This is a genomic window from Sphingomonas sp. Leaf231 (genome assembly GCF_001421995.1).
GTDB lineage: Bacteria > Pseudomonadota > Alphaproteobacteria > Sphingomonadales > Sphingomonadaceae > Sphingomonas.
Genome location: NZ_LMLS01000002.1, coordinates 847,120 through 872,557, shown reverse-complemented (window position 1 = coordinate 872,557; position 25,438 = coordinate 847,120). Strand labels below are relative to the sequence as shown.

Sequence of the window (25,438 nt, the reverse complement as noted above, 5' to 3'; positions counted from 1 at the left end):
GGTTTGAATTAAGGGGGGGGATGTCATGACATTCGACGACGTGGTGCGTGCGCGTGGTGCGCATACCCGGATTCGCAACAAGGCCGTTCTCGCCGGTGTTTCCGCCACCGCGATGTGCGTATTTGCGCTAAGCTCGCCTGCCTATGCGCAGACCGGTGCCGCCAGCGGGCAGAACACCGCCGGCACCGCCCCCTCGGTCAACACGCCCGGCGCCGATCCAGCCGCGCAGCAGGGCACTGACACACCCGCCAGCGACGCCGCCGGCGCCGACGACGTCGTGGTCACCGGCATCCGGCAGAGCCTCGCCAACGCTCAGACGATCAAGCGCAATTCGGACACCGTGGTCGACGCGATCACCGCGCAGGATATCGGCGCGCTGCCCGACCGTTCGGTCACCGAGGCGCTGCAACGCGTGCCCGGCGTGTCGATCAACCGCTTCGCCGGCAACAACGACCCGGATCACTTCTCGGTCGAGGGGTCGGGCGTCAACGTCCGCGGGCTGAACTTCGTTCGCTCTGAATTCAACGGCCGCGACACCTTCTCGGCCGGTATCGGCGGGCAGGCGATCAACTTTGCCGACGTGCCGTCCGAACTGCTCGGATCGGTGGAGGTGTACAAGAACGCCACCGCCGACCTGGTCGAGGGCGGCCTCGCCGGCACCGTCAATCTCAACACGCGCAAGCCGTTCGACAACAAGGGCTTCCATATCGGCGGCGGCGTCGAGGCGAATTACGGCGATTTCGCCAAGAAGTGGGCGCCGACCGGGTCGCTGCTCGTGTCCAACACATGGGAAACGCCGATCGGGCGCTTCGGCATCCTCGCCAACGCCTCCTATTCGCAGCTCAAGAGCCGCGCCGACGGCATCCAGGTCACGAATTTTCAGACCCGCGACGGCGTTCAGGCGGCGACCGGCACCGGCACCAACACGACCGTCACCTGCCGTAACCAATTGCCCGGCAGCACCGATGCGAATTCCCTGCTGCCCGGCACCATCACCGGCGTCGGCGACGCATCCTTCCCCAATCCCGCGAACGTCTGCGGCAGCGCCGGCGTGCCTGGCGCGGACGGGTTCGCGGATCCGACCGGCATCGCTTATGCCCCGATCGGCGGCCAGTTCCGCAGCCAGGACTACAACCGCAAGCGTGATGGCCAGGCGCTGGCGGTGCAATGGCAGAGCACGGACGAGCGCACGACCTTTACGGCGCAGTTCCTGCGCACGCATTCCAGCAACGCATGGGGCGAACACACGTTCGAAACCGCGCCTGACCTGTCGGAATACAGCACCTACCCGGCCGGCTGCCAGCAGAACAGCAACGGCCCGCTCAACGGCGCTGGCAACACCACCACGCGCGCGGAGTGCCAGCTGAACGGGTCGGGCCAGTTCGCCTTCGGCAACAACCAGCGCGGCAACGGCTACAATCCAACCGGCGGGGCCTATCCCAATTACGTCTACGACAGCAACGGGCTGTTCCAGAGCGGTTTCATCACGCTGCCTGGTGCGGGCTGGCGCACCGCGTCGAGCGGCTCGGCCACAACGACGGTCCCGTCGGGCGGCACGCAGCAGTCGCTGTCGCGGCGGCAGGTCTATGACGAGAATCTGGTGAAGGACGCCGGCTTCAACCTGAAGATCAATCCGGACGACCATTGGTCGATCGGCCTCGACGTCGATTACACCTCTGCCAAGCACGACGTCACCGATCTCAGCGTGTTCGGGTCGACCTTCGCGGACACCGAGCTCGACCTGACCGGCAACCTGCCGGTCGTCATCCCGCACAAGCCGCTGACGCTGGCCGCAAATTGGGCGACGCCGAACCCGGCGATGGCGGCAGCCACCGACAGCCAGTATTTCGGCGGCCGCGACTTCCAGTTCTGGCGCGCCGCGATGGACCATATCGAACAGAGCGTCGGCGAGGAATATCAGGTCAAGGGCGACTTCGCCTACAAGTTCGACGACGGCGACTTTCTGCAGCGAGTGAAGTTCGGCGCCCGTTATGCCGAGCGCTCGCAGGACGTGCGCTACACCGCGTACAACTGGGGCGCGATCAGCGAGATCTGGTCCGGCGCCCCGGTGACCTTCAACCAGGGCGACACCAGTAGATCTTCGTTATATTCCTTTGACAACTTCTATCGCGGACAAACCAACGCACCGCCCAGCGCCTATTATTACAACGGCGACCTCATCAACGGCTACAATTCCGCCACGAGCTTCTTCCAGACCCAGAACGATATCTGGCGCAACACCAATGGTGCCACCGCAACCAACCGCTTCCTGGCGGCCGGGCAGCGCGCCGGCGCAATACCGGGTTCGGCGTTCCTGCCCTCCGAAGTGTCCAACGTGCGCCAGATGGACACGGCGGCGTATGCGATGCTGCAATTCGGCAGCAGCGAGCCGCTGTTCGGCGACATCCGCGTCTCCGGCAACGTCGGGCTGCGTTATGTCCGCACCACCGTCAACTCGCGGACCGAAACCGCCGTACCCAATCGCACCGAACTGGGCGTCGTCGATCCCTTCGCCACCCGGTGCGTCGCCACGTCGCGGCAGCTGCCTGACGGAACGACGCAGGTCACCCAGCCCGGCGGCGTCTGCAATCTGGGTGCGACCGAATATGAGCGGCTCCGTACGTTCGCGACCGACGGTTATGCGTCCCAGCCGGCGTTCTTCACCAACAGCTATGGTTATTTCTTGCCCAGCGCTAACCTGAAGCTGGGGGTGACCCGCGACGTCATTGTACGCCTTGCCGGGTCGAAGGTACTGACACGCCCCGACTTTGCGAACATTCGTCCTTATGTGACCTACGCGCTGGAGCCGGGGTCGGGCACGGTCACGATCAACGCCGGCAACCCGTACCTGAGGCCCGCCACAGCGTGGCAGTTCGACGCAACGGTGGAATGGTACTTCGCGCGCGTCGGGCAGCTGTCGATCGACGCCTTCTACAAGACTGTGGACGGCTTCTTCTACCAGTCGCTGGTCAACCGCTCGATCACCAACAACGGTATCACGCAGAACATCCAGGCGCGCGGTCCCGCCAACTTCAGCGGCAAGGGCAAGATCAGGGGCTTCGAGGTTGCATACCAGCAAACCTTCGACTTCCTGCCGGGCTTCCTCAACGGACTCGGATTCAACGGCAACTATACGTTTATCGACAGTTCGGGCCTGCCCAACTCGTTCCTGAACGGCGGCACCCCGTCGTCGGGCTCGACGATCGCGAAGGGGAACCTGCCCTTGGAGGGATTGTCGAAGCATAACTTCAACGCGACGGCCTTTTATGAAAAGGGACCGATTTCGTTACGCGCGGCGTACAACTGGCGCTCGCGTTTCCTGCTGACCGCCGCCGACGTGATCTTCCCGTACACGTCGATCTTCAACGACCAGACCGGGCAACTCGACGCGTCGGCCTTCATCAACATAAACCGCTACGTGAAACTGGGTGTGCAGGGCGTGAACCTCACCAATACGACCACGAAGCTGCTGCAAGCGTACAAGGGCGGCTCCGACGATCTGGCGCCACGGTCGTATTTCACCAACGACCGCCGCTTCTCGATCATCCTGCGCGCCAATTACTGATCCCGCACCGGGGAGGTAGCGTCGCAGCGCTACCTCCCATTTCTCAAGCCGGACGCGGCGGCGCTGCCGCCAGCGCTTGCGCGATCGCCGCGCGCAGCGGCTTGGGTCTGTAGTCGGCATCATAGGGACAGGGTCGCCGTGCCGCTTTGTCGGCACGCGGCTCGAACGGGCCGATCCAGCTGAAACGATCGCACAATCCCCAGGCGACCACGTCACGAAGCTGAGGATAGGAAAACATGACGTCAAGATAGCGCCGTGCATAATCCGCGACACCGCGATCACGCACCACGACGTCCGCCGGCAGGCCGTTGTCGCGCACGTCCAGCTCGGTAATGAGCAACCGATATCCCATGCCGGTCACAACATCGAGGAAGTGCCGCCAGTCGCGCTCATAGGAGCGGGCGCTGCCGTTCGTATCCATTCCGGCGGTCACGAGGTGCGATTGAACGCCGAGCGCATGGACCGGCACCCCGCGCCGCCGAAATCCTTCCAGCAGCCGCAGCACCCCGGCACGATGCGCCGCGTTGCCCGGCTCCCAGCTCATGTAATCGTTATAGACCAGTTCGGCATGGGGCGCCTGTTCGTGCGCGGTTCGGAAGGCGAGGTCGAGCGTCGCTTCCGTGCCTCCGAGCGCATGGCTCAGCGCGGTTTCCTCAAGCGCTCCGGTTTCCGGCGTCACCGCTTCGTTCACCACATCGTAACTGGCGATCCGCTTTCCGTAACGCCGCGTCACCCTGGTGATATGATCGACGAGGATGTCGCTCGCAGACTGTGCCGGACGCGCACCGAAGTCGTATTTTTCGAGCCATGTCGGCATCCACTTGCGGCGCTGCCAAAGCAGATTGTGACCACGTACCGCCATGCGATGCTGCGTCCCCCATGCCATGATGCGGTCGAACGCGGCGAAGTCGAACTGCCCAGGTGCGGGTCTGAGATGCTGCCACTTCATCTCGTTTTCGGCGACGAGCAGCCCGCAATCCTCCCGCAGCAGCGTGGCGTAAGCAGGATTGTCCATCGAAGCACCGTGCGAGAGCGCCGACAAGGCCGAGCCGAAACGCAAACCGCTACGCCGAGCCGCAGCATCAAGCCCCGCCTCACCCGCCGAGACGGCCGCATACGGCGCCAACGGGATGGCAAGTGCGCCCGCCAGGCTTTCCCGTCTCGTAATTTCGTGGATCATTTCAGAATCCTAGGCCATGACACCGCAGAGTACACGGTGTCGCAACGCCAGAACCATTTCCAGCACGATTACCTCATTAGCGGCATGAAGACGCTCCGCCGGGCAAGCGGCGCGGAGTGCGAAGAAATTTGCCACGCCGAGGCCTGGCTTCTCGTTTGTGCACCAACATCGGCTTGGTGTCGTGCATCAGGTCCACGACCGGCGTGTGACCACCCGGCACGAACACGCCCGCGAGCCGGTTGAGCCCGTCCGCGACCCGTTCCGCGTCGATGCCGACCATGCCAAGGCGATGCTGGAGAGCACCGACGAACGGGAGATCACGGCTGGGATGGTCGGCCGGTCGTCAGACGCGGTGCGCGAACGGGTGCGGCGCGATGAGGCGACTATCGGCGGGATTACCTGCGCGCGCTCGCCCGGCGCGTCGAGATCCCCGCATGATGTGATGGGAAAGCGACCTGCTCAGGATGCTCTTGACTCGCGCAAGGAGAGGCATCGGCGGCGCCCAGCCGGGGACCGAAGTGGCGGAGCGGGAGGGATTCGAACCCTCGATACGCTTTTGACGTATACTCACTTTCCAGGCGAGCGCCTTCGACCACTCGGCCACCGCTCCGCATAGCATGGAAGTGCTCGCCCTAGTGGCTGGAACGCGGCAACGCAAGCTGCTCGATTGCACCGTCGTGCGGAATGGGTCACGCTATGTGCCATGACCCTGCTGGCCTCTCTGCTCTCGCTGCTCCAGGCCGCGACCACCACACCCTTGCCACACGATCCGTTACCGCAAGACTGGCGCACGATCCCGGACGATGAAGTGCTTGTGATGCGGTTGTCGGGCGATCGGGTGGTGGTGATCCGCCTTGCCGCCGAACTCTCGCCTGCGCACGTCGATAACATCAGCCGGCTGGCGACGGCGGGCTGGTGGAACGGCGAAAGCGTTTACCGGGTGCAGGAAAATTGGGTGACGCAATGGGGAGACGCCACGGAGAAAAAGACGTTGCCGAGCGGTGTAGCCAGCAGCGTGACGCCCGAGTTCGAGATTGCCCATTTCAGGCCCGCACAGCGGATGTCGCGAACCGACACGCACTCGGCGGTTGCGGGGATCACCGCAGATGGCTGGCCGGTGGCAAGCGACGGGCGGGGGCATCAATGGCTTACGCACTGCTACGGCATGGTGGGCGTGGCGCGCGACGCGCCGCCGACGTCGGGGACGGGAGCGGAGCTGTTCACGCCGATCGGGCAGTCGGCTCGTCGCCTGGACCGGAACTATGCAGTGGCCGGTCGGGTGATCGAGGGAATGTCATACCTGTCGGCACTTACGCGAGGCCCGCCGCCGATGGGTGTTCTCGGCGATGCGAAGGGGCGGACAACGATCATTTCGGTCGCGCTGGCCAGCGACATGCCCCTCGCCACGCGCCCGCGCTTCGAATATCGTGCAGCCGATAACATCCGCTTCGCAGCGCTCGTTCGTCACAGGGAGAACCCACCGGCACCCACAATCGGCTCGGGTGGCGCCGACGTGTGTGAGATACCGCTGGAGGTGCGGCGCGCTCGCTGAGTGGGTCAGCGTTGCGCGGCGACCCAGTCGGCTACCTGCTGCGCGACCTGATTGGCGGCCTGGCTCAGCGCCACTGCCGACTGCGCGGCGTCGATCTCGCCGACCGCCACTCGTGCCTCGAAACGCCGCTTTTCCACGTTGGTCTTGCCAGCCGGCATGAACGTAGCGTCGTAAATCGCCACCGCCTCGCGCCGCGTGGCATCGACCCCGAAACTACGCAATTCGCCGCTCAGCGTCGCGCTGGGATCGTCAATCGACTGCGCGGGCGACAGCACGACCATCTGCGCGCGCGCCGTCAACGTATCCGACAACAGGCGCGCGAACAGCCGTGCCGGCGGCTCGGCCCATTGCGCGTCCTTGATATAGGCGATCGACGTGTCGGTCGCCTGCACCGGCACGCGCGTGCCGGCGATCGATTGGGGAACGGCGGGCACTTCGACCACGATCGAACGCCCGGTTGCCGAGCTCTGCCCGGTTCCCACGGTCGGCTGCACCTGCGGTGCGATCGTCAGCAACGAGGGCGGTGGCGCCGCCCCGAACCGGATGCACCCCGCCAGTGGCATCAGCGCGGCGACGACCAGGAGCTTGTTCGCGAAAGGACGCACGATCATTTCCCCTTATAGTCCGGCAGCGCCGGCTGCCCCACCAGCGAACTGGCACCACCCTGCTCTACTCGCTCCGAAATCGATTTCAGCGAGGAAGCGGTGATGCGCAGGTCGCGCACCAGTTGATTTACCTGCGGGATGGTCTGCTTGCTGAAGGTCGTCAGCCCCGGCCGTGCGTCGCCGATCGCCCCGTTCAGCGTCTCGGCGCTCTGTTGCGCGGCGGTGATCGCCTTGTTTAGATTGGCCATCGCCGGCTGCACGTCGTTGGCGAGCACGCCGTTGGTGGTCTGGGCCAGCGCCCCGATCTGTTCGGCCGCGTTCCCGGCCTGCGCGATCGCGACGCGGGTCTGCGCCAGCGTCGCCGCGATTTCGGGTCCGCGATCGGCCAGCGCGTCGGTCAACCGGTTCGTGTTGTCCAGAATGCCCGCGATCGACGCCTGGTTGCGGTCGCTCAGCATGCCGGTCAACCGTTCCGTAAGGGTCGACAGGCGCTCCAGCAATTGCGGTGCGGAATTCAGGATGGCGCCGATCCCGCCGGTCTTGGTCGGAATGACCGGCACGCCCAGCGGACATACGCTTTTCGCCGCTTCGCCTTCGGGACAGGCGATCGGCTGCGCGCCTTTGGTCGCACCATCGAGGCTGACCGTGCTGGTGCCGGTGAAGCTGCCCAGGATCGTCGCCGTGGTGCCACGCAGGATCGGCGTCTCGTCATTCACGCTGATGCGCACGCGGACATATTGTGGATCAGGCTGCCACAGCGATATGCTTTTCACCTGACCCGAAGGGACGCCTGAAAACGTGACCGACGACCCCTTGGCCAGCCCGTCGACCGCCTGACGGAAGAAGATGTCGTAGTCACGCTCCTCAGCCCCACCGATCCGCGCGATCCACACCGTAAATACCGCAACCAGCGCCAGCAGGATCAGCACCACCGCGCCGACGAGGACATGGTTCGAACGCGTTTCCATCTCTCAGCCCTTCTCGCCGGCCCGATGTGCCGGCCTGGTGACGTCGTCCGTCTTGGTCAGGTCAGTCGGCCCGCCGTGCCGCGCATGATCGTGCGTCGTCGCGCCCGGCGATTGCGCCATCCCGGCCGAGTTCGCGATAGCTGCCCGTTCGGCGCTACGCTCTTGCGAGGAAACGGCGGCGCGCCCACGCGGGCCATTGAAATATTCCTGAATCCACGGGTGATCCAGCGCCAGCAGTTCGTCGATCGTGCCGACCGCGATGACCCTTTTGTCCGCCAGCACCGCCACCCGGTCGCAAATCGCGTACAGTGTATCCAGGTCGTGGGTGATGAGGAACACGGTCAGACCCAGGGTCTTCTGAAGCGACTTGGTCAGGTCGTCGAACGCCGCTGCACCGATCGGATCGAGGCCGGCGGTCGGTTCGTCGAGGAACAGCAATTCCGGATCGAGCGCCAGCGCGCGCGCAAGCCCCGCACGCTTCTTCATCCCACCCGACAGCTCCGCTGGGAACTTCGGGCCGGCGTCTGCGGGCAATCCCGTCATGACGACCTTGTACGATGCGATCTCGTCGAGCAGCGTCAGGTCAAGTTCCGGATAGAATTCGCGCAACGGCACCTGCACGTTCTCGGCGACGGTCAAGGTCGAGAACAGCGCGCCGCCCTGGAACAGCACGCCCCAGCGCTTCCTTATCTCGACGGTATCCAGTTCGCTGCGATCCAGCGTCGGCTCACCGAAAACGTCGACCACTCCGCGGCTGGGCGATTGCAGGCCGATGATCGACCGCATCAGCACCGACTTGCCGGTGCCGGACCCGCCAACCACGCCGAGAATTTCCCCACGCCGGACTTCGAGGTCGAGATCGTCGTGGATCACCTGATCCCCGAAGACATTGCGCAGCCCGCTGACCTTGATGATCGGCGCATCGTCGGCGCGGGCGCGATTGTTCTGCGGCATCAGATCCAGCCGATCTGTTCGAAGAAGACGGCGAAGAACGCGTCGACGACGATCACCATGAAAATCGCCTGCACGACTGCCGAAGTCGTCTTGAGGCCGACCTGCTCGGCATCGCCCTTGACCTGCATTCCCTGGAAGCAGCCGGCGACCGCAATGATCGCCCCGAATACCGGCGCTTTGATCAACCCGACATAGACGTCGGTGATCGGCACGACCTCCCGGATCCGCGAGACGAAGGCGACCGGAGGGATACCAAGCGCGAACCAGCACAACAGACCGCCGCCGATGATCGCGGTGATCGATGCATAGAAGCCCAGCAGCGGCATCAGCATGACCGCGGCGATCGTGCGCGGCAGAACCAGCGCCTCCATCGGTGACACCCCGATCGTCCGCATCGCGTCGATCTCCTCGGTCAGCTTCATCGTGCCGAGTTGCGCCGCAAACGCCGAACCCGATCGGCCGGCGACCATGATCGCGGTCATCAACACGCCCAGTTCCCGCATCGAGATGCGACCGACAAGGTTGATCGTGAACGCTTCCGCCCCGAACTGGCGTAACTGCACGGCGCCCTGCTGCGCGATGACGACGCCGATCAGAAAACTCATCAGGCCGATGATGCCCAGCGCCGACACGCCGACCACCTCGAAGCGCTGGACCGTCGCGTTGAACCGGAAGCGGCTGGGATGGCGCATCACGCCCCAAAAGGCGATCATCGTCTCGCCCATGAATGCAAGCAAGCCGAGCGCTGTACGCCCCGCCTGTGCGCTTGCCTCCCCCACTTCGCCCAGCACGCGCCGGAACGCGGAGTGCGACTGGGGGCGCATCTGCACCGGCTGATCGGCGGCCTGCACCTGTTCGAGCAGGTTCTGACCGTCGCCGCTCAGCCCCTCGATCCGGGCCTGCCGCTCACGGGCGAACCGATGGATCACCCAGGCGCCGATCGTGTCGATCCGCTCGACCTGCGACAGATCGATGGCGGCGATGTCACCGTCCTGCCGCGACAAGCGCGCCGGCAGATCTCCGAGCCGCGAAAGCGAGAGATCGCCAGTGAAGCGAAGCACCTGCCCGCCGCCTCCGGAAGCTCCGTCGCGATCGTCGTCGCGCGCTACGCTGAAGTCGGCTGCCGCACTCATCGATTGGTCCATGCGGCAAAGCTCATCCCGTCACAAGCGCCAAACCCGGCGATCGTTCCGCGCGCGTATTCCTTTTGTGATCGCCCACTCACAAAACGACGTCGATCGTGTGGATGGCCACGCCCACCATCCCACCGACCAACGTCCCGTTGATACGGATGAATTGCAGGTCCTTGCCGACCGCGTTCTCCAGCCGCGCGGTGATCGTGCGTGCGTCCCATCCCCGCACCGTTTCCGATACCAGCCGGACGATCGCATCGCCGTAATCCGCCGCCGCGCCCACCGCCGTGCGGCGCACGAACCGGTTGATGATCCGCCCGAGTCGCGGATCGTTCTGCAAGGTCGCGCCCAGCTGTTGCAGCGCATCGCCCAATTTGCCGCGCATCAGTGCATCGGGATCGCGCGCGGCGCGCAACATCGCCGCCCGTGCCTGTTCCCACAGACCGTTGATCCAGTCCTGCATCGCCGGATTTTCCAGCAACTCGATCTTCAGATCCTCGACCCGTGCACGCATTCCGGGTTCGTGCTGAAGCCGCTCGGCGATGCCGGCCATGGATTCCTCGACCTTCAGACGCAGGGGATGGTCGGGATTGTCCGCCATATCGGCAACCAGTTTGTCGAGGCCGTCGATGATCTTGTTGGCAAGTGTCCCATCCAGACCGGTCCAGCGCAGCACCGCGCCGGCGCGGTCATGAACCATCGCCCGCACCAGATGCTCGTTGTCGGTCAACGCACCGCGCATCCAGCGGATCAGCGCATCGATCACCGGACGATGGCGATCCTCGGCGATGGCCGCCGACAGAGCGCGGCCGAGCATCGGCGACAGCTCCGTCTCACGCACCCGCGTCACCAGCATTGCGCGCACCATGCCGCCAAGACGTTCCTGATCGAGCGCCTGCAGCACCTCGATCGCCAGCCGCGAAGTGCCGCGCGTCAGCCGGCTGCCCCCCGCCCCGCGCGGGTTGGCAAGCCAGCGCCCGGCGGCGGCGGCGACGTCGATCCGCTGCATCCGGCGCGCGACCACCGCGGGAATCAGGAAATATTCACGCAGGAATTGCGCCAGCTGGTCGCCGATACGATCCTTGTTGCGCGGAATGATCGCGGTGTGGGGGATCGGCAGGCCCAGCGGATGGCGAAACAGCGCGGTGACGGCGAACCAGTCCGCCAATCCCCCGACCATCGCCGCTTCGGCGAAGGCGCGAACGAAACCGAAAGCGGGATGACGCGGCTCCAGCGCGCGGGACGCGAAGAACGACGCCGCCATCAGAACCAGCAAGCCGGTGGCGACGCGGCGCATCCGGATCAGGGCAGCAGGTGGGGGAGCGGCGCGAACGATCATTGCCGTAACAATCCCCGATCCGCGCCGAAGTTCACACCCCGCCCGTTACTCCGCGGGATGCGAACCCTCACCGCGGAACGGTATCCGCCCGTGCGGCGCGCCGATCGCATCTTGCGCGACATGGTCGATCACCGGATCGCCATCGCCCGGACGATAGGTGAGCAGCCGCCGGCCCAGCCACGGCCCGACCCGCCGCTCCACCCCGATCGCCAGCGAAAACGCCGCCGGCACGATCAGCAACGTCAGCAGGGTGGAGACGATAAGACCGCCGATCACCACGATCCCCATCGGGGCGCGTGACGCACCGTCGCCCGACAGCGACAGCGCGGTCGGCACCATGCCCGCCACCATCGCCACCGTGGTCATCACGATCGGCTGCGCACGCTTGTGCCCGGCGTCGACGATCGCATCATAGGATGGCACGCCCGACTGCATCTCCTCCAGCGCGAAGTCGATCAGCAGGATCGAGTTCTTCGCGACGATCCCCAGCAGCATCAGCAGCCCGATGAACACGGGCATGGACAAGGGATTGCCGGTCAGCCGAAGGGCGATCAAACCGCCCAACGGCGCCAGCGTCAACGACGCCATGTTGACCAGCGGCGGCAACAGCCGGCGATACAGCAGCACCAGAACGGAGAAGACCAGGAACACGCCTGCCGTCACCGCGATGATGAAGTTCTGAAGCATCTCCATCTGCCATTTGGCCTGTCCGACGCTCAGTTCGCCCACGCCGATCGGCAGGCTCTTCATCGCCGGCAACTGCTTGACCTTGGGCAACATGACGCTGATCGTCTGTCCCGGACTCAGGTCTGCGCCGATCGTCAGCTGCCGTTGCTGGTTGATGCGCTGGATGCGGGTCGGGCCGGAACCGAACCCGATCTCCGCGACCAGGTTCAGCGGCACCGATCCGCCGGTCAGCGTCGGGACGGGCAGGTTCTGGATCGTCGCCAGCCGCGAGCGCGAGCTTTGCTCCAACGCGACGCGGATCGGGATTTGCCGGTCGTTCAACGAGAAGCGCGCGCTGTTCTGGTCGATGTCGCCGATCGTCGCGATCCGGATCGCGTTCGACAAAGCCGCGGTCGTCACGCCAAGGCTGGCGGCCAGGTCCAGCCGTGGCTTGATGATGATCTCCGGCCGATTGAGGTCGCCTGCGATGCGCGGTGCGAGCAGGCCGGGGATCGTCCCCATTTCCTTGACCAGCCGGTCCGCCGCTTCGCGCAGCACGACCGGATCGTCGCCGCCCAGCGTGATCGACACGTCGCGATTGTTGTCGCCCCAGCCGAACTGCGACTGGAAATTGACGCGCGCGTCGGCGATCTTCGCGAGATCGGGCGACAGTGCGCGCTCGAACTCGGTCGAGGTCTTTTCGCGCTTTTCACGCAGCTGCGCGGTGACGCGACCCGATCCGACCAGCGTACGGGTGTAGACGCTCTCCACCTCGGGCTGGCGGCGGATCAGTGCATAGACCTGATCCACTACCGCCTGCGTGGCGTTCAGCGTGCTGCCCGGCGGCATGGTGATCGTAACGGTCGAACGCGGCATGTCGCGCGCGGGCTGGAACGTCATCGCCGAGGTGGCGAACATCGCGACGGTCAGGACGAACGACAGCACGCCCGCGCCGATCATCCACAGCCGGTGATCCCGCCAGTAGCCGAGCACGCGGTGCACCCCGCCTTTGGCACGCGCACGCGCCGCGGCGGTGCTGTCGAGCGTCCACACCAGCAAACGCTGATACCCGTTCAGCAACGGCCCGCCGCCATGTTCCACGTGCCCGCCGGCTTTCAGGAAATAGGCCGCGACCATCGGGGTGATGAGCCGAGCCACCGCAAGGCTCATCAGCACCGCCGCCACGACGGTCAGCCCGAAGTTCTTGAAGAACTGGCCGGCGATGCCCGGCATCAGTCCGACCGGCAGGAACACCGCGACGATCGCCATCGTCGTCGCCAGCACCGCCAGCCCGATCTCGTCCGCGGCGTCGATCGACGCCTGATACGCGCTTTTGCCCATGCGCATATGCCGGACGATGTTCTCGATCTCGACGATCGCATCGTCGACCAGCACGCCCGCGACCAGGCTGAGCGCCAGCATCGTCATGTTGTTGAGCGTGAAGCCCATCAGGTCCATGAACCAGAACGCCGGGATCGCCGACAGCGGGATCGCCAGCGCCGAGATGATCGTCGCCCGCCAGTCGCGCAGGAACAGGAACACGACGATCACTGCCAGGATCGCGCCCTCGATCATCGCGTGGATGGCGGTATTGAACTGCTCCAGCGGATATTTGGACCCGTCCAGACGCAGCTTGAAGCTGACCTGCGGGTTCCGCTTCTCCAGCGCCTCCAGCTTGGCGCGCGCGTCGCGGAACACGGTAACGTCCGATGCGCCCTTCGCACGGGTGAAGTCGAACGACAGCGCCTGCCGCCCGTCGACCGACGCGGCCGAACGCTGTTCCGCGTAAAGGTCGCGGACCGTCGCCACGTCGGACAGCCGGATCGTGCGACCGTTGCCGACGTTGATCTGCAACTGGCCCAGTTCATAGGCGGTTCGGGCGTTGCCCAGCACGCGCACCGATTGTTCCGCACCGGCGATCTCGGCGCGCCCGCCCGGTGCGTTGAGGTTTACCTGTCGCAGCTGGGCGTTGATCTGACTGGCGGTCAGCCCCTGCGCGGCCAGCCGTGCGGGGTTGAGGATCACGCGGATCTCGCGGCTGACTCCGCCATTGCGGGTCACCGATCCGATGCCGGGCACCGACATCAGCTCCTTCGTAACCGTATTGTCGATGTACCAGCTGAGCTGCTCCAACGTCATGTCGGTCGCGACCGCGGTATAGCTGCCCAGATCGTTGTCGTTGATCTTCACCCGCGCGACCTGCGGTTCCAGAATGCCCTCGGGCAGGTTGCCGCGGATCTGGGTGATGGCGTCGCGCGCCTCGTTCACCGCGCGGTCGATCGGCGTGCCGATGTCGAGCTGGACGATCGTGGTCGACGTGCCTTCCGACACGAACGACTGGATTTCGTCGATGCCCTCCAGAGAGCGCACCGCCGCCTCGACACGCTGCGTCACCTGGGTTTCCAGCTCGCTGGGGGCGGCGCCGGGCTGGGTGATGTCGATCGAGACGATCGGGAAGTCGATGTCGGGCTGTTCGTTGATGTCCATCCGCATGAAGCTGACGATCCCCGCCACCGTCAGCATCAGGAACAGGACGATCGACGGCACCGGGTTGCGGATCGACCACGCGGAGATGTTGCGAAAGCCCATGAATGCCGTCCTTTTACCGCGCGGCCGTCTTGCCGGTCGCCTTGGCGCGTTGCGGACGCACCATCTGACCGGGGGTCAGGAACGCGCCCGCGGACTGCACCACGCGCTCGTCGCCGGTCAGCCCGCTGGCCACCGCCACCCGATCCTCGGCGACGCTGCCCAGCGTCACGGCGCGCCGCTGCGCCTTGTTCTGCGCGTCGACGATATAGACGTAATTGCCGCGATCGTCGCTCAGCAGCGCGGATTGCGGCAGCTCCGGCTGGGTCGCCCCGCCGGCGGTGATCGTCGCGGACGCGAAGCCGCCGGGCCGCAGCGCGGTGTCATAGGACAGCCGGATGCGCGCGATACCCTGTCGGGTCTGCGGGTCGATCACCGGCGCCACCTGCCACACGCTGCCCGAAAAGGCGCGCGTATCGCCGACCGGCACGACCTTCGCGGGCGAACCGACGCGCACCCCCTGCAAGTCGCCCTCGGACAATTGCGCGCGCATCTCCATCTCGCCCCCCCTGGCCATGCGGAACAGCATGCCCGTGCCCGAACTGACGATCTGCCCCGGCTCGACCCCGCGGGTCAGGATCAGCCCGGCCGCCGGTGCGCGGATGTCGAGCCGTGCATTGCGCGCGCGCTGCTCCGACAAGGTCGCCTGCGCCACCTGCAAACGGGCACGCGCAGCATCGCGCGTCGCGATCCTACGCTGTACGTCCGCCTTGGAGATGAAGCCGCGGTCGACCAGGCTCTGCGCACGCTCCAGTTCGGACTGAGCGAGCGTCAGATCGGACCGCGCCACGTTGATCTGCGCCGCGAGCGACACCGCGGTTTGCGATTGGACCGAGCGATCAATCGTCGCCAGCACCTGTCCGGCACGCACCCACTGCCCCGGTTCGACCAGTACGCGCGACACCATGCCGCCTTCTCCGGCGACGCCGACCGGCATCTCACGGGTCGCGGCGAGGGTGCCGGTGGCGCTGACGGTGCGCACGACCTGCTGCGCGCCCGGAACGATCACGGTGACGGCCGGAGCCTGGCTGGCGGCGGTGGCAGGTGCCGCCTCGGACGTTCTGGACCGGGTGAAGAACCATGCGGCAGCGGCGGCCAGCAACAGGGCGATTCCACCGATCAGCAGCCAGCGCCGACGCCGACGTGGCGACCGATCCTCGATCACCAGCTGCTCGCCCTGCATCTCCCCGCCCTGATACGTCATGATTTCCCCTTCACGCCCGCGTGTATTACACGCATACGTCACCATGGCAAGCGGCGGACGACGTGAGGTTTCTTATAATCTTTGCAACGCCCTGTCCCGTTCATCTTGCATTCCGCCGCGCCATCGCAAAGGCCGGCTGACAAGGATCAAGGGAGATTTCCGCATGTATCGAATGCTGACCGGCGTGACGCTGGCCATCGGGGCGGGCATGGCCCTGCCTGCTGCGGCCCAGATGACGTCACCGGTTGCGGCCATCGTACCGGAAGGCGCGTTGCTGAACGTCAGCGCGACGGGGCGTGTGTCGCGGACCCCGGATCTGGCGACGATCACCGCGGGCGTGGTCACCCAGGCGACGGTCGCGGCCAATGCCTTGTCCGACAATGCACGGCGAATGGAAGCCGTGACGAAGGCGCTGAAGGCGGCCGGGATCGCGGCGCGCGACCTGTCGACCAGCAACGTCGCGCTGTCGCCGCAGTATCGATATGCCGAGAAACAGCCGCCCGTCATCACCGGTTATCAGGCGAGCAATACGGTGACGATCCGGTTCCGCGAGATCGCGCGCGCTGGAGCGGTGCTCGATGCGCTGGTGCGGGCCGGTGCGAACCAGATCGACGGCCCGCATCTGTCTCTGTCAGACCCCGAGAGCGCGCTGGACGAGGCGCGTAGCCAGGCGGTCGCCCGCGCCCGCGCCCGCGCCGAACTTTACGCCAGGGCCGCGGGATTGTCGGTGACGCGGATCGTCGGCATCGACGAGGCCGGTGAAAACAGTGGCGGTCGGCCGCCGATGATGCCGATGATGCGCGCCAGCATGGTGCAGTCCGCGGATGCCGAAACGACGGTGCTTCCGGGCGAAACGGACGTGACCGCTGCGGTCAACGTTCGTTTCCTTCTCAAATAAACGAAAGCGGCCGCCCGGTTCGCCCGGGCGGCCGCTATCAAGTGCTTCCGCTGCGACGCTGGCTCAGCGCACGCGACCGCGACGTGCCAGATTGACGATCGCCAGCAGTATGACCGCACCCAGCAGCGAAACCAGGAACGAGTAGATCGTCAGCGGCGCGTTGTTGATCGACCCGCCCGAGAAGATCAGACCGCCGAGGAACGCACCGATGATCCCGACGACGATGTTCAGGAAGATGCCCTGTTGCGCATCGGTACGCATGATCATGCTGGCCAACCAGCCGATGACGCCGCCGATGATAAGCCAAAGAATGATACCCATGTTACAACTCCCCTCAGATGCGCCCAAAGTGGCTGCTCTGGCGGGAATTACTCACGAACTCGGCACATTGTTCCGGCCCCGTAATCCCTTAGTCCGAAACCTGTGTTAGCGGGGGTTCCGCATTGTTCCGGTACGGGACGGGGCCGGTCGCATCAGAATTTCTGCTGGCGTTCGTACAACGACTTGTAGTGCTGGATGCGGGTGACCCGCAGCCCGGGCATCCCCGATCGGTCGATGGCGCGTTGCCAGCCGGCGAACTCCTCTACCGTCAGGCCGTAGCGCGCGCAGACGTCGTCGACGCTCAGCAAGCCGCCGCTTACCGCGGCGACCACCTCGGCCTTGCGACGGACCACCCACCGCGTCGTCGATGACGGCGGCAGCGAGTCGAGCGTCAACGGCTCACCCAACGGGCCGATCACCTTTACAGGACGAATGCTATTATGTTGTTCGATCATTCCAAACCTCGGTTCGGGGCCGTGACCCCATCTCCATGTCGTGACTGCTGCGTAACGGCTATGGATTGAACGGCTCCTAAAGCGGTGCGGTAAACGACCTCTTCATTGCTGCTTCCAACTGGAGAGCCGGGCGGCGGCATCGGCGTTGAACGCCCCGCCGGGCGGCGGGGGCGAAACGTCGAGCGCGCGCGCGACCTGCGCCGTGCGCGAGGCACGCTGACGGGCACGCAAACTATCGAGCAGCGGTGCATCGGGAGAAGGCGGTTCAGGAGTCATGTCGCGATCCTAGCCGCCTCGGTCTGAAGGGCGCGTAAAGTCGTTGGAAACGCTTCGTTCATTTCGGTTTACGCGCGGGTCGGGGCGGCTGTATGATGCTATCATCATGGATAGCGGTGAATTTCAGCTCGCGCCGGGCGCGCGGCGCATCGTCGTGGCGATGTCGGGCGGGGTCGACAGCTCGGTCGTTGCGGCGCTGGCCGCGCGCAGCGGTGCCGAAGTGATCGGCGTCACGCTGCAATTATACGACCACGGCGAAGCGACCAAACGCGCCGGCGCATGCTGCGCGGGTCGGGACATCCGCGATGCACGCGCGGTTTGCGACAAGCTGGGCATCGCCCACTATGTCTTCGACCACGAAAGCAGCTTCCGCACGAACGTGGTCGATCGTTTTGCCGACGAGTATCTCGCCGGACGTACGCCGATCCCCTGCGTCCAGTGCAATATGGGGCCGAAGTTCACCGACCTTCTGGCACTCGCCCGCGATCTCGGCGCGGATTGTCTCGCCACGGGTCATTACGTCCGCCGCGTCGAGGGCGCTGGCGGGGCGGAGTTGCACCGTGCCGCCGACCCGGCACGCGACCAAAGCTATTTCCTGTTCGCCACGACGCAGAAGCAGCTCGATTTCCTCCGCTTCCCGCTAGGCGGGCTACCCAAACCGCGGGTGCGCGAACTGGCCGCCGAATTGGCGCTGATGGTCGCCGACAAGCCCGACAGTCAGGACATCTGCTTCGTCCCCGACGGCGACTATGCGGCGTTGGTCAAGAAATTGCGGCCGGAGGCGGCGACGGGCGGCGACATCGTCGATCTGTCAGGAAGCAAGCTGGGCGAACATCGTGGACTGGTCCACTATACCGTCGGTCAGCGGCGCGGGCTGGAGATCGGCGGAAGCGCCGAGCCACTCTATGTCGTCCGGCTTGAGGCAGAGGCGCGGCGCGTCGTCGTCGGTCCCCGTATCGCTTTGGCCGTTGCGGCAGCACGGCTGGACGGCATGAACGTACTGGGTCCGCTGAATGGCCCGCTCACCGCCAAGGTGCGTTCGATGGCGAAGCCGGTTCCGGCGCGAATGGATGGCGACCGGCTGATCTTCGATGCGCCGGAATATGGCGTCGCTCCCGGCCAGGCGGCGGTGCTGTACGCCGGCGACCGCGTACTCGGCGGCGGATGGATCGCAGCGACCGAGCCGGCGCTCGCCGCCGCCTGACAAAAGGCCCGGCACCGCGAGGTGCCGGGCCAGTTTCGTCAGGGAGCAACTCCAGACGGTCCAAGTGACGGACTGCCCTGTATCGGCCGTCCGTAAGAGCATCAGAATGCGTTGGCAGCCACCCCGGTGTCGTTGCCATCCACCGCGTTCGACGGCAGCGCCGCGGCCTCGGCATTGTCGAGCGTGGAGGCGTTCTCATCTACCGGCAGCGCGTCGTTGAGCGCAATCTCGTTGCCGAAGTCGGCATTGACCGCGCTGTCGTTGGCGGTGGTCTTTGAGCCGCAAGCACCCAGCGACAGGGCCAACGCCGCCGCCGACACGCCCAAAACGATCTTCTTCATCAACGCACATCCCCTTCGTGGCCGACAGCCGCACGCTATCGCCCACCGATACTACACCACATCCATGGGATATCAATAGGTGCGGTTATCCCTGCCAGCCGGAACGCAGCGCAACACGCAGCACGCGATCGGACGAGGTGATGAACAGCGCTCGGCCGCCCTCGCCAAACGCCGCATTCGCTGCCGCCATGCCCGTCTCGATCATGCCGATCGCTTCTCCCTCCGGTGTCAGGAACATGATCCCCCCCGGCATCGAGCACACCAGGGTGCCATCGCGGGCCACCTTCATCCCGTCCGGAAGGCCCGGCTTCCCCGCTTGATGCGCCGCCTTGCCCGACACCAGCACGCGGGAGGCGGTCGGCATGCCGTCCCGCCCGAGATCATAGGCCATCACGCGCGGATCGGCGGCATCGGAAACCGCTACGTACAAGCGGCGCTCGTCCGGGGACAACGCGATGCCGTTGGGGCGGGTCAGCCCCGCTTCCACCAGCACCGCCTCACCTCCCTCGCGCCAGCGATACACGCCGTTCACGTCCATCTCGCGTGCCGGCGATGCGTCTTCACCCTTCAACCCGTAGGGTGGATCGGTGAACCAGATCGCTCCATCGCGCGCGACATGCATGTCGTTGGGGCTGTTGAAGCGCTTGCCCCGGTAGCGATCGACCAGCACCGTCCTGCGCCCCGTCGCCAGATCGACGCGGTCGAGCGAGCGTCCTCCGCTGTTGGCGATCAGCAATCGTCCCGCACGATCCAGCACCAGCCCGTTGGCACCGGGCTCGCGCAGGATCGCGGGGTCGGGATCGGGCGCGCCCGAGGGCGAGAGGAACGACGCCGTCCCCGACGTGCGTGACCAGCGGCGCACGATGTTGGCAGGCGGGTCCGAAAACAGAAGATAGCCGCCATCGCGCGCTACCCACACCGGCCCCTCAGCCCAGCGGATGCCGGTCGCGATCACCTCGACCGGCGTGTCCGCCGCGACGATCCGGTCGAACGCCGGAGCCAGCCGCCGTACCCGTGCCGTGACAACCTCCGGCGCGAACCCGGACAGCATCGCCCCCGCCAGACCGGCCACCACCACGCGCCGCCCCGGCCCGCCTGCTTCTGTGCGCATCATCCCGCTCCCTTGTCGTCCATCCAACGCGCGATCGTAGCATCGCCGACCGGGATCGAGCGACCGCCAATGGCTGTTGATGGTGCCATGGCGCACAAGAAACCGCATCTGCCCGAAAAGATCTGCGCGAGCTGCCATCGGCCGTTCGCCTGGCGCAAGAAATGGGCACGCGACTGGGATGCGGTGAAATATTGCTCGGATCGCTGCCGCGGGGTGGGCGAACGCCCCGCATGACAGCTACCGCGCGCCGCGCCGGTCGATCGTCGGCAGTGACGCAAGGAAGTTGACGATCTCACGCCGTCGCCCATCGACGTCGGCCAGTTCCCCATCCACGCCCAGTCGCCAACGCAGCGACCGGCGCTCCGGCGCATGGTGCAATGCCTCGATCACGTCGGCGCGCTCCGCGACCTCCTCTTCTTTCTCGGCCAGCCCCGCCTCGATCAGGCCATCCGCCTGCCGACGCAGCGCGATCGCGATCTCGCCCAGCGACAATTCGGGGTGATATTGCACGCCCCAGAACACGCCCTTGTCATGACGGATCTCGACCGCCTGAACCCGCGTCACGTTGTTGCCGGCCAGCAAGGTCGCACCGTCGGGCAGCGTCTCCACCTCGTCGCCGTGAACCGCCGGCGCGTCCCACGTCGCCGGCCGGCCTGCCAGCAGCGGATGCGCCCGTCCCGCTTCGGTAGCGACGATCCGTCGCGAAAAGCCCGCCTCCATCCGCTGCGGCATCTTGCGCACACTCCCGCCGGCCGCGACGATCGCCACCTGCAACCCGGCGCACGATCCGAACGACGGCGTTCCCGACGCGAACACCGCGCGCATGAACGCCAGCTGCCGGCGCACCTCGGGCGTGTCGTCGTAAACGTGCAGTGGGGATCCGGTGAGGAACACCGCATCGTAGCGCGCCAGACCGTCCGGGGTGAACACCGGCGCGTCCACGTCCGCCGGCTGGCAGATTTCGATCGTCGCCCCGGCATCCAGCTGACGCAACGTATCGGCATAGGTTTCGCCCGAACTTTGCCCGGTGTGCGCACGGCGCGCAGCGCGCTCGTCGGGGGTCTCGCTCTCGGCGACCAGGAATCGACGCATGATCGCTCACCTTTCCACGTCTGGGGAACCGCGCCAACGCACGACCCGGCGTTAAGCCGCCGCGGTCCCCGTAACGCCACCGCCGGGGGGGGCCGCGCCCGGCGGCAACGCTCCAGGCGCATCGCGGAGGGGCAGCGATGTCGGACGAACTTTCGCCCGCCAAGGCCCATGGGCGCGATTGTCACGCCGCCGCCGCGCGATCGTCACGAACGTGCAACCGATCGGTAACGCGCCCGCAAACAGCCGCGCCCAAGGCCGGATCACAATGCCGCGTCAGCCAAGACGCGACACGTAAAGGGAAAAGATCATGCTTCGTTCGATGTTGCTCGCCGGCAGCGCGCTGTTCGCGTGCGCGGCCAGCCCCGTGCTGGCACAAAGCCTCTCGACCGCGCCCGTCCCGACAAACGACGCGGCGGTGCCCGCCGCCGCAGCCGAACCGGCCGGCGGCGACATCGTCGTGACCGGTGCGGCAACCCGGTCGGTCGCGCAGATCACCGGGACCGAGATCCAGAAGATCCTCCCCGGCATCAGCCCGCTCAAGGCGCTTCAGACGCTGCCCGGCGTCACGTATCTGACTGCCGATCCGTGGGGCAACAACGAACAGAACATTTCGCTGTTCGTCCACGGCTTCAACGCGCAACAGCTCGGCTACACACTCGACGGCGTGCCGCTGGGCGACCAGCAATACGGCAATTACAACGGCCTCAGCCCGCAACGGGCCGTGATCTCCGAAAATGTCGGGCGCGTGCTGCTCGCATCGGGTGCGGGTGACCTCGGCACCGCCTCGACCAGCAATCTCGGCGGGACGATCGACACGTTCACCGGCGATCCGCACGTCGACTTCGGCATCACCGCCGCGCAGAGCGTCGGCAGCTACGATTCGACGCGCAGCTACGTTCGCCTCGACAGCGGCGACATCGGCCAGAACACGCGCTTCTACATCTCGGGCGTGCGCCAGCGGGCGCGGGCCTGGGATTTCGAAGGCTATCAAAAGGGCTGGCAGGCGAATGCCAAGCTGGTCCACGACGATGCTGCCGGCAAACTGACCGCATACTTCGCCTTTTCCGACAAGGCCGAGCCGAACGAGGATGCGACGGTCGTCTCCGCCACCCAGACGTACCAGCCCTACATCCGCCCGTTCCTGTATCCGGATTTCACGCGGGCTCGCGCCTATCTCGCCAATCAGCAGCCCTATAACGGCGCTGCCAGCTATGCCGCGGCGGGCGCGAACTACAGTAATTATTACAGCGCCGCGCTGCGCACCGATTATCTCGGCTATCTGAAATACGATTGGCGCGTGAGCGACGGGGTGACCTTCTCCAACCAGGCCTATTTCCACCACAATGATGGTGTCGGCATCGTCGCCGGTCCGATAACCGTCGCCGGGCTGCCGCAATTGTTCTCCTTCTACTATCCCGGCGTCGCGGGGAGCAGCCCGACCTCGGCCACCAATCTGGCGCGACTGTCGACGATCTTCGGCGGTTCGGATCTGGCCACCCGCACCACCGAATATCGCATCGACCGGGCGGGTGGCATTTCCACGCTGCGCGCCGAACTGGGCGACCACCAGATCGAACTCGGCGGCTGGTACGAGCATCAGAGCTCCGCCGCCTATCGCCGCTGGTACGCGCTGGACATCGACAATCCATCGTCGCCGTACAAACGGCCCGGCGACCTCGCCGACCCGCTCATCACGCAATATGGCAGCGAGATCCGGGTGACCGAGATCCAGGCGCATATCCAGGACGCATGGAAGGTCGTTCCGACCCTCACCCTGCAGGCAGGGTTCAAGAGCACCTTCCAGCGCGCTCGCCAGCGCGTGCCGGTGCAGCCGATCCCCGGATCGTTCACCGGATCGCGCGAATTGCCGGTCGGACGGATCGACACCGACGAATGGTTCCTGCCGCAAGCCGGCGCGCTGTGGGATGCGACCGACCATGAACAGGTGTTCGTCAACGCGCAAAAGAACATCCGCCAGTTCCAGACCAGCGCCGCCGCCGGCCTGTCGCCGTTCGCGCTTGGTACGCAAACACTGTTCGAATTCTTCAAGGACAATACCAAGCCGGAGACCAGCTGGACCTACGAAGGCGGTATCCGCACCCGCCGCGCGCTCGATCTTGGCCCGTTGACCGGGTTCGAGGGGCAGATCAGTTACTATCACGTCGACTTCTCGAACCGATTGCTGGCGATCAGTCCGACGCAGACGATCACCGCGATCATCAGCGGCGCGCCGATCATCGCCAACGTCGGCAGCGTGCGCACCGACGGCGTCGATGCGGCGGCGACATTGCGTTTCGGCCAGCGTTTCTCGCTGTACAACGCCTTGTCCTACAACAACTCGCGCTATGCGGACGACTACACCGTGGGGGCTGCGCAAACGGTGGTGCCGACGGCGGGCAAGAAGGTGCCGGGATCGCCCGACTGGCTGAACAAGACGGTCGCGACGCTGAGCGGCGACGGGCTGGAGTTGCAGCTTATCGGCGACTACATCGGTCGGCGATATGCCACGTTCACGAACGACCTGAGGGTGCCGGGCTATTTCACGCTGTCGGGCCGCGTCGGCTTCGACCTGCCGGTGTCCGGCACAGGGCTGGCCAAGAAGTTGAACGTCAGCCTGAACATCACCAACATCACCGACAAGAAGGCATATTCGACGCTGAGCATCGCTGCCGCATCGGGCACGTACAATTTCTTCCCGCTGGCACCGCGTCAGGCGTTCGTCACGCTAAGCGCCGGTTTCTGAGCGTGATGACGCGCCGCGCCGCCATCGGCTCCGCCTTGGCACTGGGGGTTGCGACCTCGGGCGGGGCGGCCGCGCCCGCCCCGCGTCCGCTGGTGTTCGCGCACCGCGGCGCGTCGGCTTTACGCCCTGAACACACGCTGGGTGCCTATGCCAAGGCGATCGCGGACGGCGCGGACTTCATCGAGCCCGATCTGGTGCCGACCAAAGACGGGGTGCTGGTGGCCCGGCACGAGAACAACATCGCCGAAACCACCGACGTCGCCGATCATCCGCGTTTCGCCGATCGCCGGACTACCAGAACGATCGACGGCGACGCGCAGACCGGCTGGTTCACGGAGGATTTCACGCTCGCCGAGCTGAAGACGCTGCGTGCCCGCGAGCGGCTGGGCGCGGTGCGACCGGAAAGTCGCGGCTATGACGACGCGTTCCAGATCGTCACGCTGGACGAGATCATCGACTTTACCGCGGCCGAGGCCGCGGCGCGCGGCCGTTCGATCGGCCTGGTCCCCGAACTCAAGCACTCCACCTATTTCGCCGGCGCCGGCCTGCCGCCGGAGGATCGTTTTCTCGCAGTGCTGGCCGCGCATGCCTATACCCGCCGTGCACCGGTGCAGGTCCAGTCGTTCGAGGTCGCGAACCTGCGCTACCTGCGCGGCAAAGTGCCGGCTGGCGGCAACGTCCGGCTGGTGCAGTTGATCGGCGGCCCCGCGCAGCGCCCCGCCGACGTGGTTCGGGCGAACGGGACGCTCGATTACCGCGCGATGATCGCGCCCGCCGGGCTGCGCGAAATGGCGGGCTACGCCGATGTCGTTGCGCCGAATACCCGTGCGCTGATCCCGCTCGACGCCGCTGGCCGGCTTGCCGCGCCGACCACGCTGGTGGCCGACGCGCATGCCGCCGGGCTACAGGTCTGCCCGTGGACCTTCCGTCCGGAGAACCGGTTCGTCGCCGCCGACTTCCGCAGCGGCGGCGACGAGAACGCCCGCAGCGCCGCCGGTTCGATCGCGGAAATGCGCCGCTATATCGCGCTGGGCATCGACGCGTTCTTCACCGACGACCCCGCGCTGGGGCGGGCCGCGGTCGACGGCGGCCGATAAAGCGGTTGCGTGGTCGCGGCCGTGGACGTATAAATCACGCCCGCCGGTCCAGCAGCTAGCGCTCGTCGGGCGCTCCCGACGGCTCCGCAGCGATGCGGGGCCGTTGTGCTATTTGCCGCCATCGGCGCTATCGTCGTACCCAAGGAGA

The 25,438-nt window shown here is 66.0% G+C and carries 21 protein-coding genes and 1 tRNA gene; 7 read left to right on the top strand and 15 right to left on the bottom strand.

Annotation, left to right across the window (positions count from 1 at the left end; genetic code table 11):
- Nucleotides 1-25 precede the first annotated feature (25 nt).
- Nucleotides 26-3,565: a TonB-dependent receptor gene (locus ASE95_RS10390; protein WP_056635300.1), complete on the top strand. Its 3,540-nt coding sequence runs from the start codon at nucleotides 26-28 to the stop codon at nucleotides 3,563-3,565.
- Between the two features lie 43 nt (nucleotides 3,566-3,608).
- On the opposite strand, the gene ASE95_RS10385 is transcribed toward ASE95_RS10390, so the two are convergent.
- A complete protein-coding gene (locus tag ASE95_RS10385; protein ID WP_056635298.1) occupies nucleotides 3,609-4,745 on the bottom strand; it encodes an endo-1,4-beta-xylanase in 1,137 nt (378 codons plus the stop codon).
- A gap of 519 nt (nucleotides 4,746-5,264) precedes the next feature.
- A tRNA-Ser gene (locus ASE95_RS10375) sits at nucleotides 5,265-5,355 on the bottom strand.
- 93 nt (nucleotides 5,356-5,448) lie between these two features.
- Between ASE95_RS10375 and ASE95_RS10370 the strand changes: the two genes are divergently transcribed.
- Nucleotides 5,449-6,297, top strand: coding sequence for a peptidylprolyl isomerase (locus ASE95_RS10370; protein ID WP_200918788.1), 849 nt, complete (start codon nucleotides 5,449-5,451; stop codon nucleotides 6,295-6,297).
- Between the two features lie 5 nt (nucleotides 6,298-6,302).
- On the opposite strand, the gene ASE95_RS10365 is transcribed toward ASE95_RS10370, so the two are convergent.
- The 7 genes from ASE95_RS10365 to ASE95_RS10335 form a co-directional block, all read right to left on the bottom strand.
- A complete protein-coding gene (locus ASE95_RS10365; protein WP_056635292.1) occupies nucleotides 6,303-6,908 on the bottom strand; it encodes an ABC-type transport auxiliary lipoprotein family protein in 606 nt (201 codons plus the stop codon).
- Nucleotides 6,905-7,870, bottom strand: a complete 966-nt coding sequence (locus ASE95_RS10360; protein ID WP_056635290.1) for an MlaD family protein — start codon at nucleotides 7,868-7,870, stop codon at nucleotides 6,905-6,907. Before ASE95_RS10360 ends, ASE95_RS10365 begins: the two co-directional genes overlap by 4 nt.
- Nucleotides 7,871-7,873: 3 nt before the next feature.
- A complete protein-coding gene (locus tag ASE95_RS10355; RefSeq protein ID WP_082450045.1) occupies nucleotides 7,874-8,824 on the bottom strand; it encodes an ABC transporter ATP-binding protein in 951 nt (316 codons plus the stop codon).
- On the bottom strand, nucleotides 8,824-9,957 hold the full coding sequence (locus tag ASE95_RS10350) for an ABC transporter permease (RefSeq protein ID WP_056636219.1): 1,134 nt from the start codon (nucleotides 9,955-9,957) through the stop codon (nucleotides 8,824-8,826). The genes ASE95_RS10355 and ASE95_RS10350 overlap by 1 nt, the downstream gene beginning before the upstream one ends.
- Before the next feature lie 88 nt (nucleotides 9,958-10,045).
- Nucleotides 10,046-11,296 (bottom strand): DUF445 domain-containing protein, encoded by a 1,251-nt coding sequence (locus ASE95_RS10345; RefSeq protein WP_235528264.1) that lies wholly within the window; start codon nucleotides 11,294-11,296, stop codon nucleotides 10,046-10,048.
- Between the two features lie 45 nt (nucleotides 11,297-11,341).
- Nucleotides 11,342-14,551, bottom strand: coding sequence for an efflux RND transporter permease subunit (locus ASE95_RS10340; RefSeq protein WP_056635286.1), 3,210 nt, complete (start codon nucleotides 14,549-14,551; stop codon nucleotides 11,342-11,344).
- 13 nt (nucleotides 14,552-14,564) lie between these two features.
- Nucleotides 14,565-15,752 (bottom strand): efflux RND transporter periplasmic adaptor subunit, encoded by a 1,188-nt coding sequence (locus tag ASE95_RS10335; protein ID WP_056635283.1) that lies wholly within the window; start codon nucleotides 15,750-15,752, stop codon nucleotides 14,565-14,567.
- Between the two features lie 163 nt (nucleotides 15,753-15,915).
- On the opposite strand from ASE95_RS10335, the gene ASE95_RS10330 reads away from it, so the two are divergent.
- Entirely contained in the window at nucleotides 15,916-16,650 is a 735-nt protein-coding gene (locus ASE95_RS10330) for an SIMPL domain-containing protein (RefSeq protein WP_056635280.1), read from the top strand.
- 63 nt (nucleotides 16,651-16,713) lie between these two features.
- Here ASE95_RS10330 and ASE95_RS10325 read toward each other — a convergent pair whose 3' ends face one another.
- The 3 genes from ASE95_RS10325 to ASE95_RS17635 form a co-directional block, all read right to left on the bottom strand.
- Nucleotides 16,714-16,971, bottom strand: coding sequence for a GlsB/YeaQ/YmgE family stress response membrane protein (locus ASE95_RS10325; RefSeq protein WP_056635276.1), 258 nt, complete (start codon nucleotides 16,969-16,971; stop codon nucleotides 16,714-16,716).
- A 152-nt stretch (nucleotides 16,972-17,123) separates the two neighbouring features.
- Nucleotides 17,124-17,426, bottom strand: coding sequence for a CtrA inhibitor SciP (gene sciP, locus ASE95_RS10320; protein WP_056635273.1), 303 nt, complete (start codon nucleotides 17,424-17,426; stop codon nucleotides 17,124-17,126).
- A 102-nt stretch (nucleotides 17,427-17,528) separates the two neighbouring features.
- The gene (locus ASE95_RS17635) at nucleotides 17,529-17,702 is read right to left on the bottom strand and encodes a hypothetical protein (protein ID WP_156347964.1); all 174 of its coding nucleotides are present in this window, start codon (nucleotides 17,700-17,702) and stop codon (nucleotides 17,529-17,531) included.
- 106 nt (nucleotides 17,703-17,808) lie between these two features.
- Between ASE95_RS17635 and mnmA the strand changes: the two genes are divergently transcribed.
- Nucleotides 17,809-18,906: a tRNA 2-thiouridine(34) synthase MnmA gene (gene mnmA, locus ASE95_RS10315; RefSeq protein ID WP_056635270.1), complete on the top strand. Its 1,098-nt coding sequence runs from the start codon at nucleotides 17,809-17,811 to the stop codon at nucleotides 18,904-18,906.
- Nucleotides 18,907-19,007: 101 nt separating this feature from the next.
- Here the strand turns inward: mnmA and ASE95_RS10310 are convergent, their stop codons facing one another.
- Both ASE95_RS10310 and ASE95_RS10305 read right to left on the bottom strand, forming a co-directional pair.
- Nucleotides 19,008-19,250 (bottom strand): hypothetical protein, encoded by a 243-nt coding sequence (locus tag ASE95_RS10310; RefSeq protein WP_156347963.1) that lies wholly within the window; start codon nucleotides 19,248-19,250, stop codon nucleotides 19,008-19,010.
- A gap of 82 nt (nucleotides 19,251-19,332) precedes the next feature.
- Nucleotides 19,333-20,358 (bottom strand): SMP-30/gluconolactonase/LRE family protein, encoded by a 1,026-nt coding sequence (locus tag ASE95_RS10305; protein ID WP_082450090.1) that lies wholly within the window; start codon nucleotides 20,356-20,358, stop codon nucleotides 19,333-19,335.
- Between the two features lie 69 nt (nucleotides 20,359-20,427).
- Between ASE95_RS10305 and ASE95_RS17285 the strand changes: the two genes are divergently transcribed.
- The gene (locus tag ASE95_RS17285) at nucleotides 20,428-20,592 is read left to right on the top strand and encodes a DUF2256 domain-containing protein (protein ID WP_443025452.1); all 165 of its coding nucleotides are present in this window, start codon (nucleotides 20,428-20,430) and stop codon (nucleotides 20,590-20,592) included.
- 3 nt (nucleotides 20,593-20,595) lie between these two features.
- On the opposite strand, the gene ASE95_RS10300 is transcribed toward ASE95_RS17285, so the two are convergent.
- Nucleotides 20,596-21,450, bottom strand: a complete 855-nt coding sequence (locus ASE95_RS10300; RefSeq protein WP_056635261.1) for a type 1 glutamine amidotransferase — start codon at nucleotides 21,448-21,450, stop codon at nucleotides 20,596-20,598.
- Nucleotides 21,451-21,757: 307 nt separating this feature from the next.
- Between ASE95_RS10300 and ASE95_RS10295 the strand changes: the two genes are divergently transcribed.
- Together ASE95_RS10295 and ASE95_RS10290 are read left to right on the top strand one after the other, a co-directional pair.
- A complete protein-coding gene (locus ASE95_RS10295) occupies nucleotides 21,758-24,193 on the top strand; it encodes a TonB-dependent receptor (RefSeq protein ID WP_056635258.1) in 2,436 nt (811 codons plus the stop codon).
- A 5-nt stretch (nucleotides 24,194-24,198) separates the two neighbouring features.
- Nucleotides 24,199-25,290 carry a glycerophosphodiester phosphodiesterase gene (locus tag ASE95_RS10290; RefSeq protein WP_056635255.1) on the top strand — a complete coding sequence of 364 codons (1,092 nt, stop codon included), beginning with the start codon at nucleotides 24,199-24,201 and terminating at the stop codon, nucleotides 25,288-25,290.
- The last annotated feature ends 148 nt before the right edge of the window (nucleotides 25,291-25,438 follow it).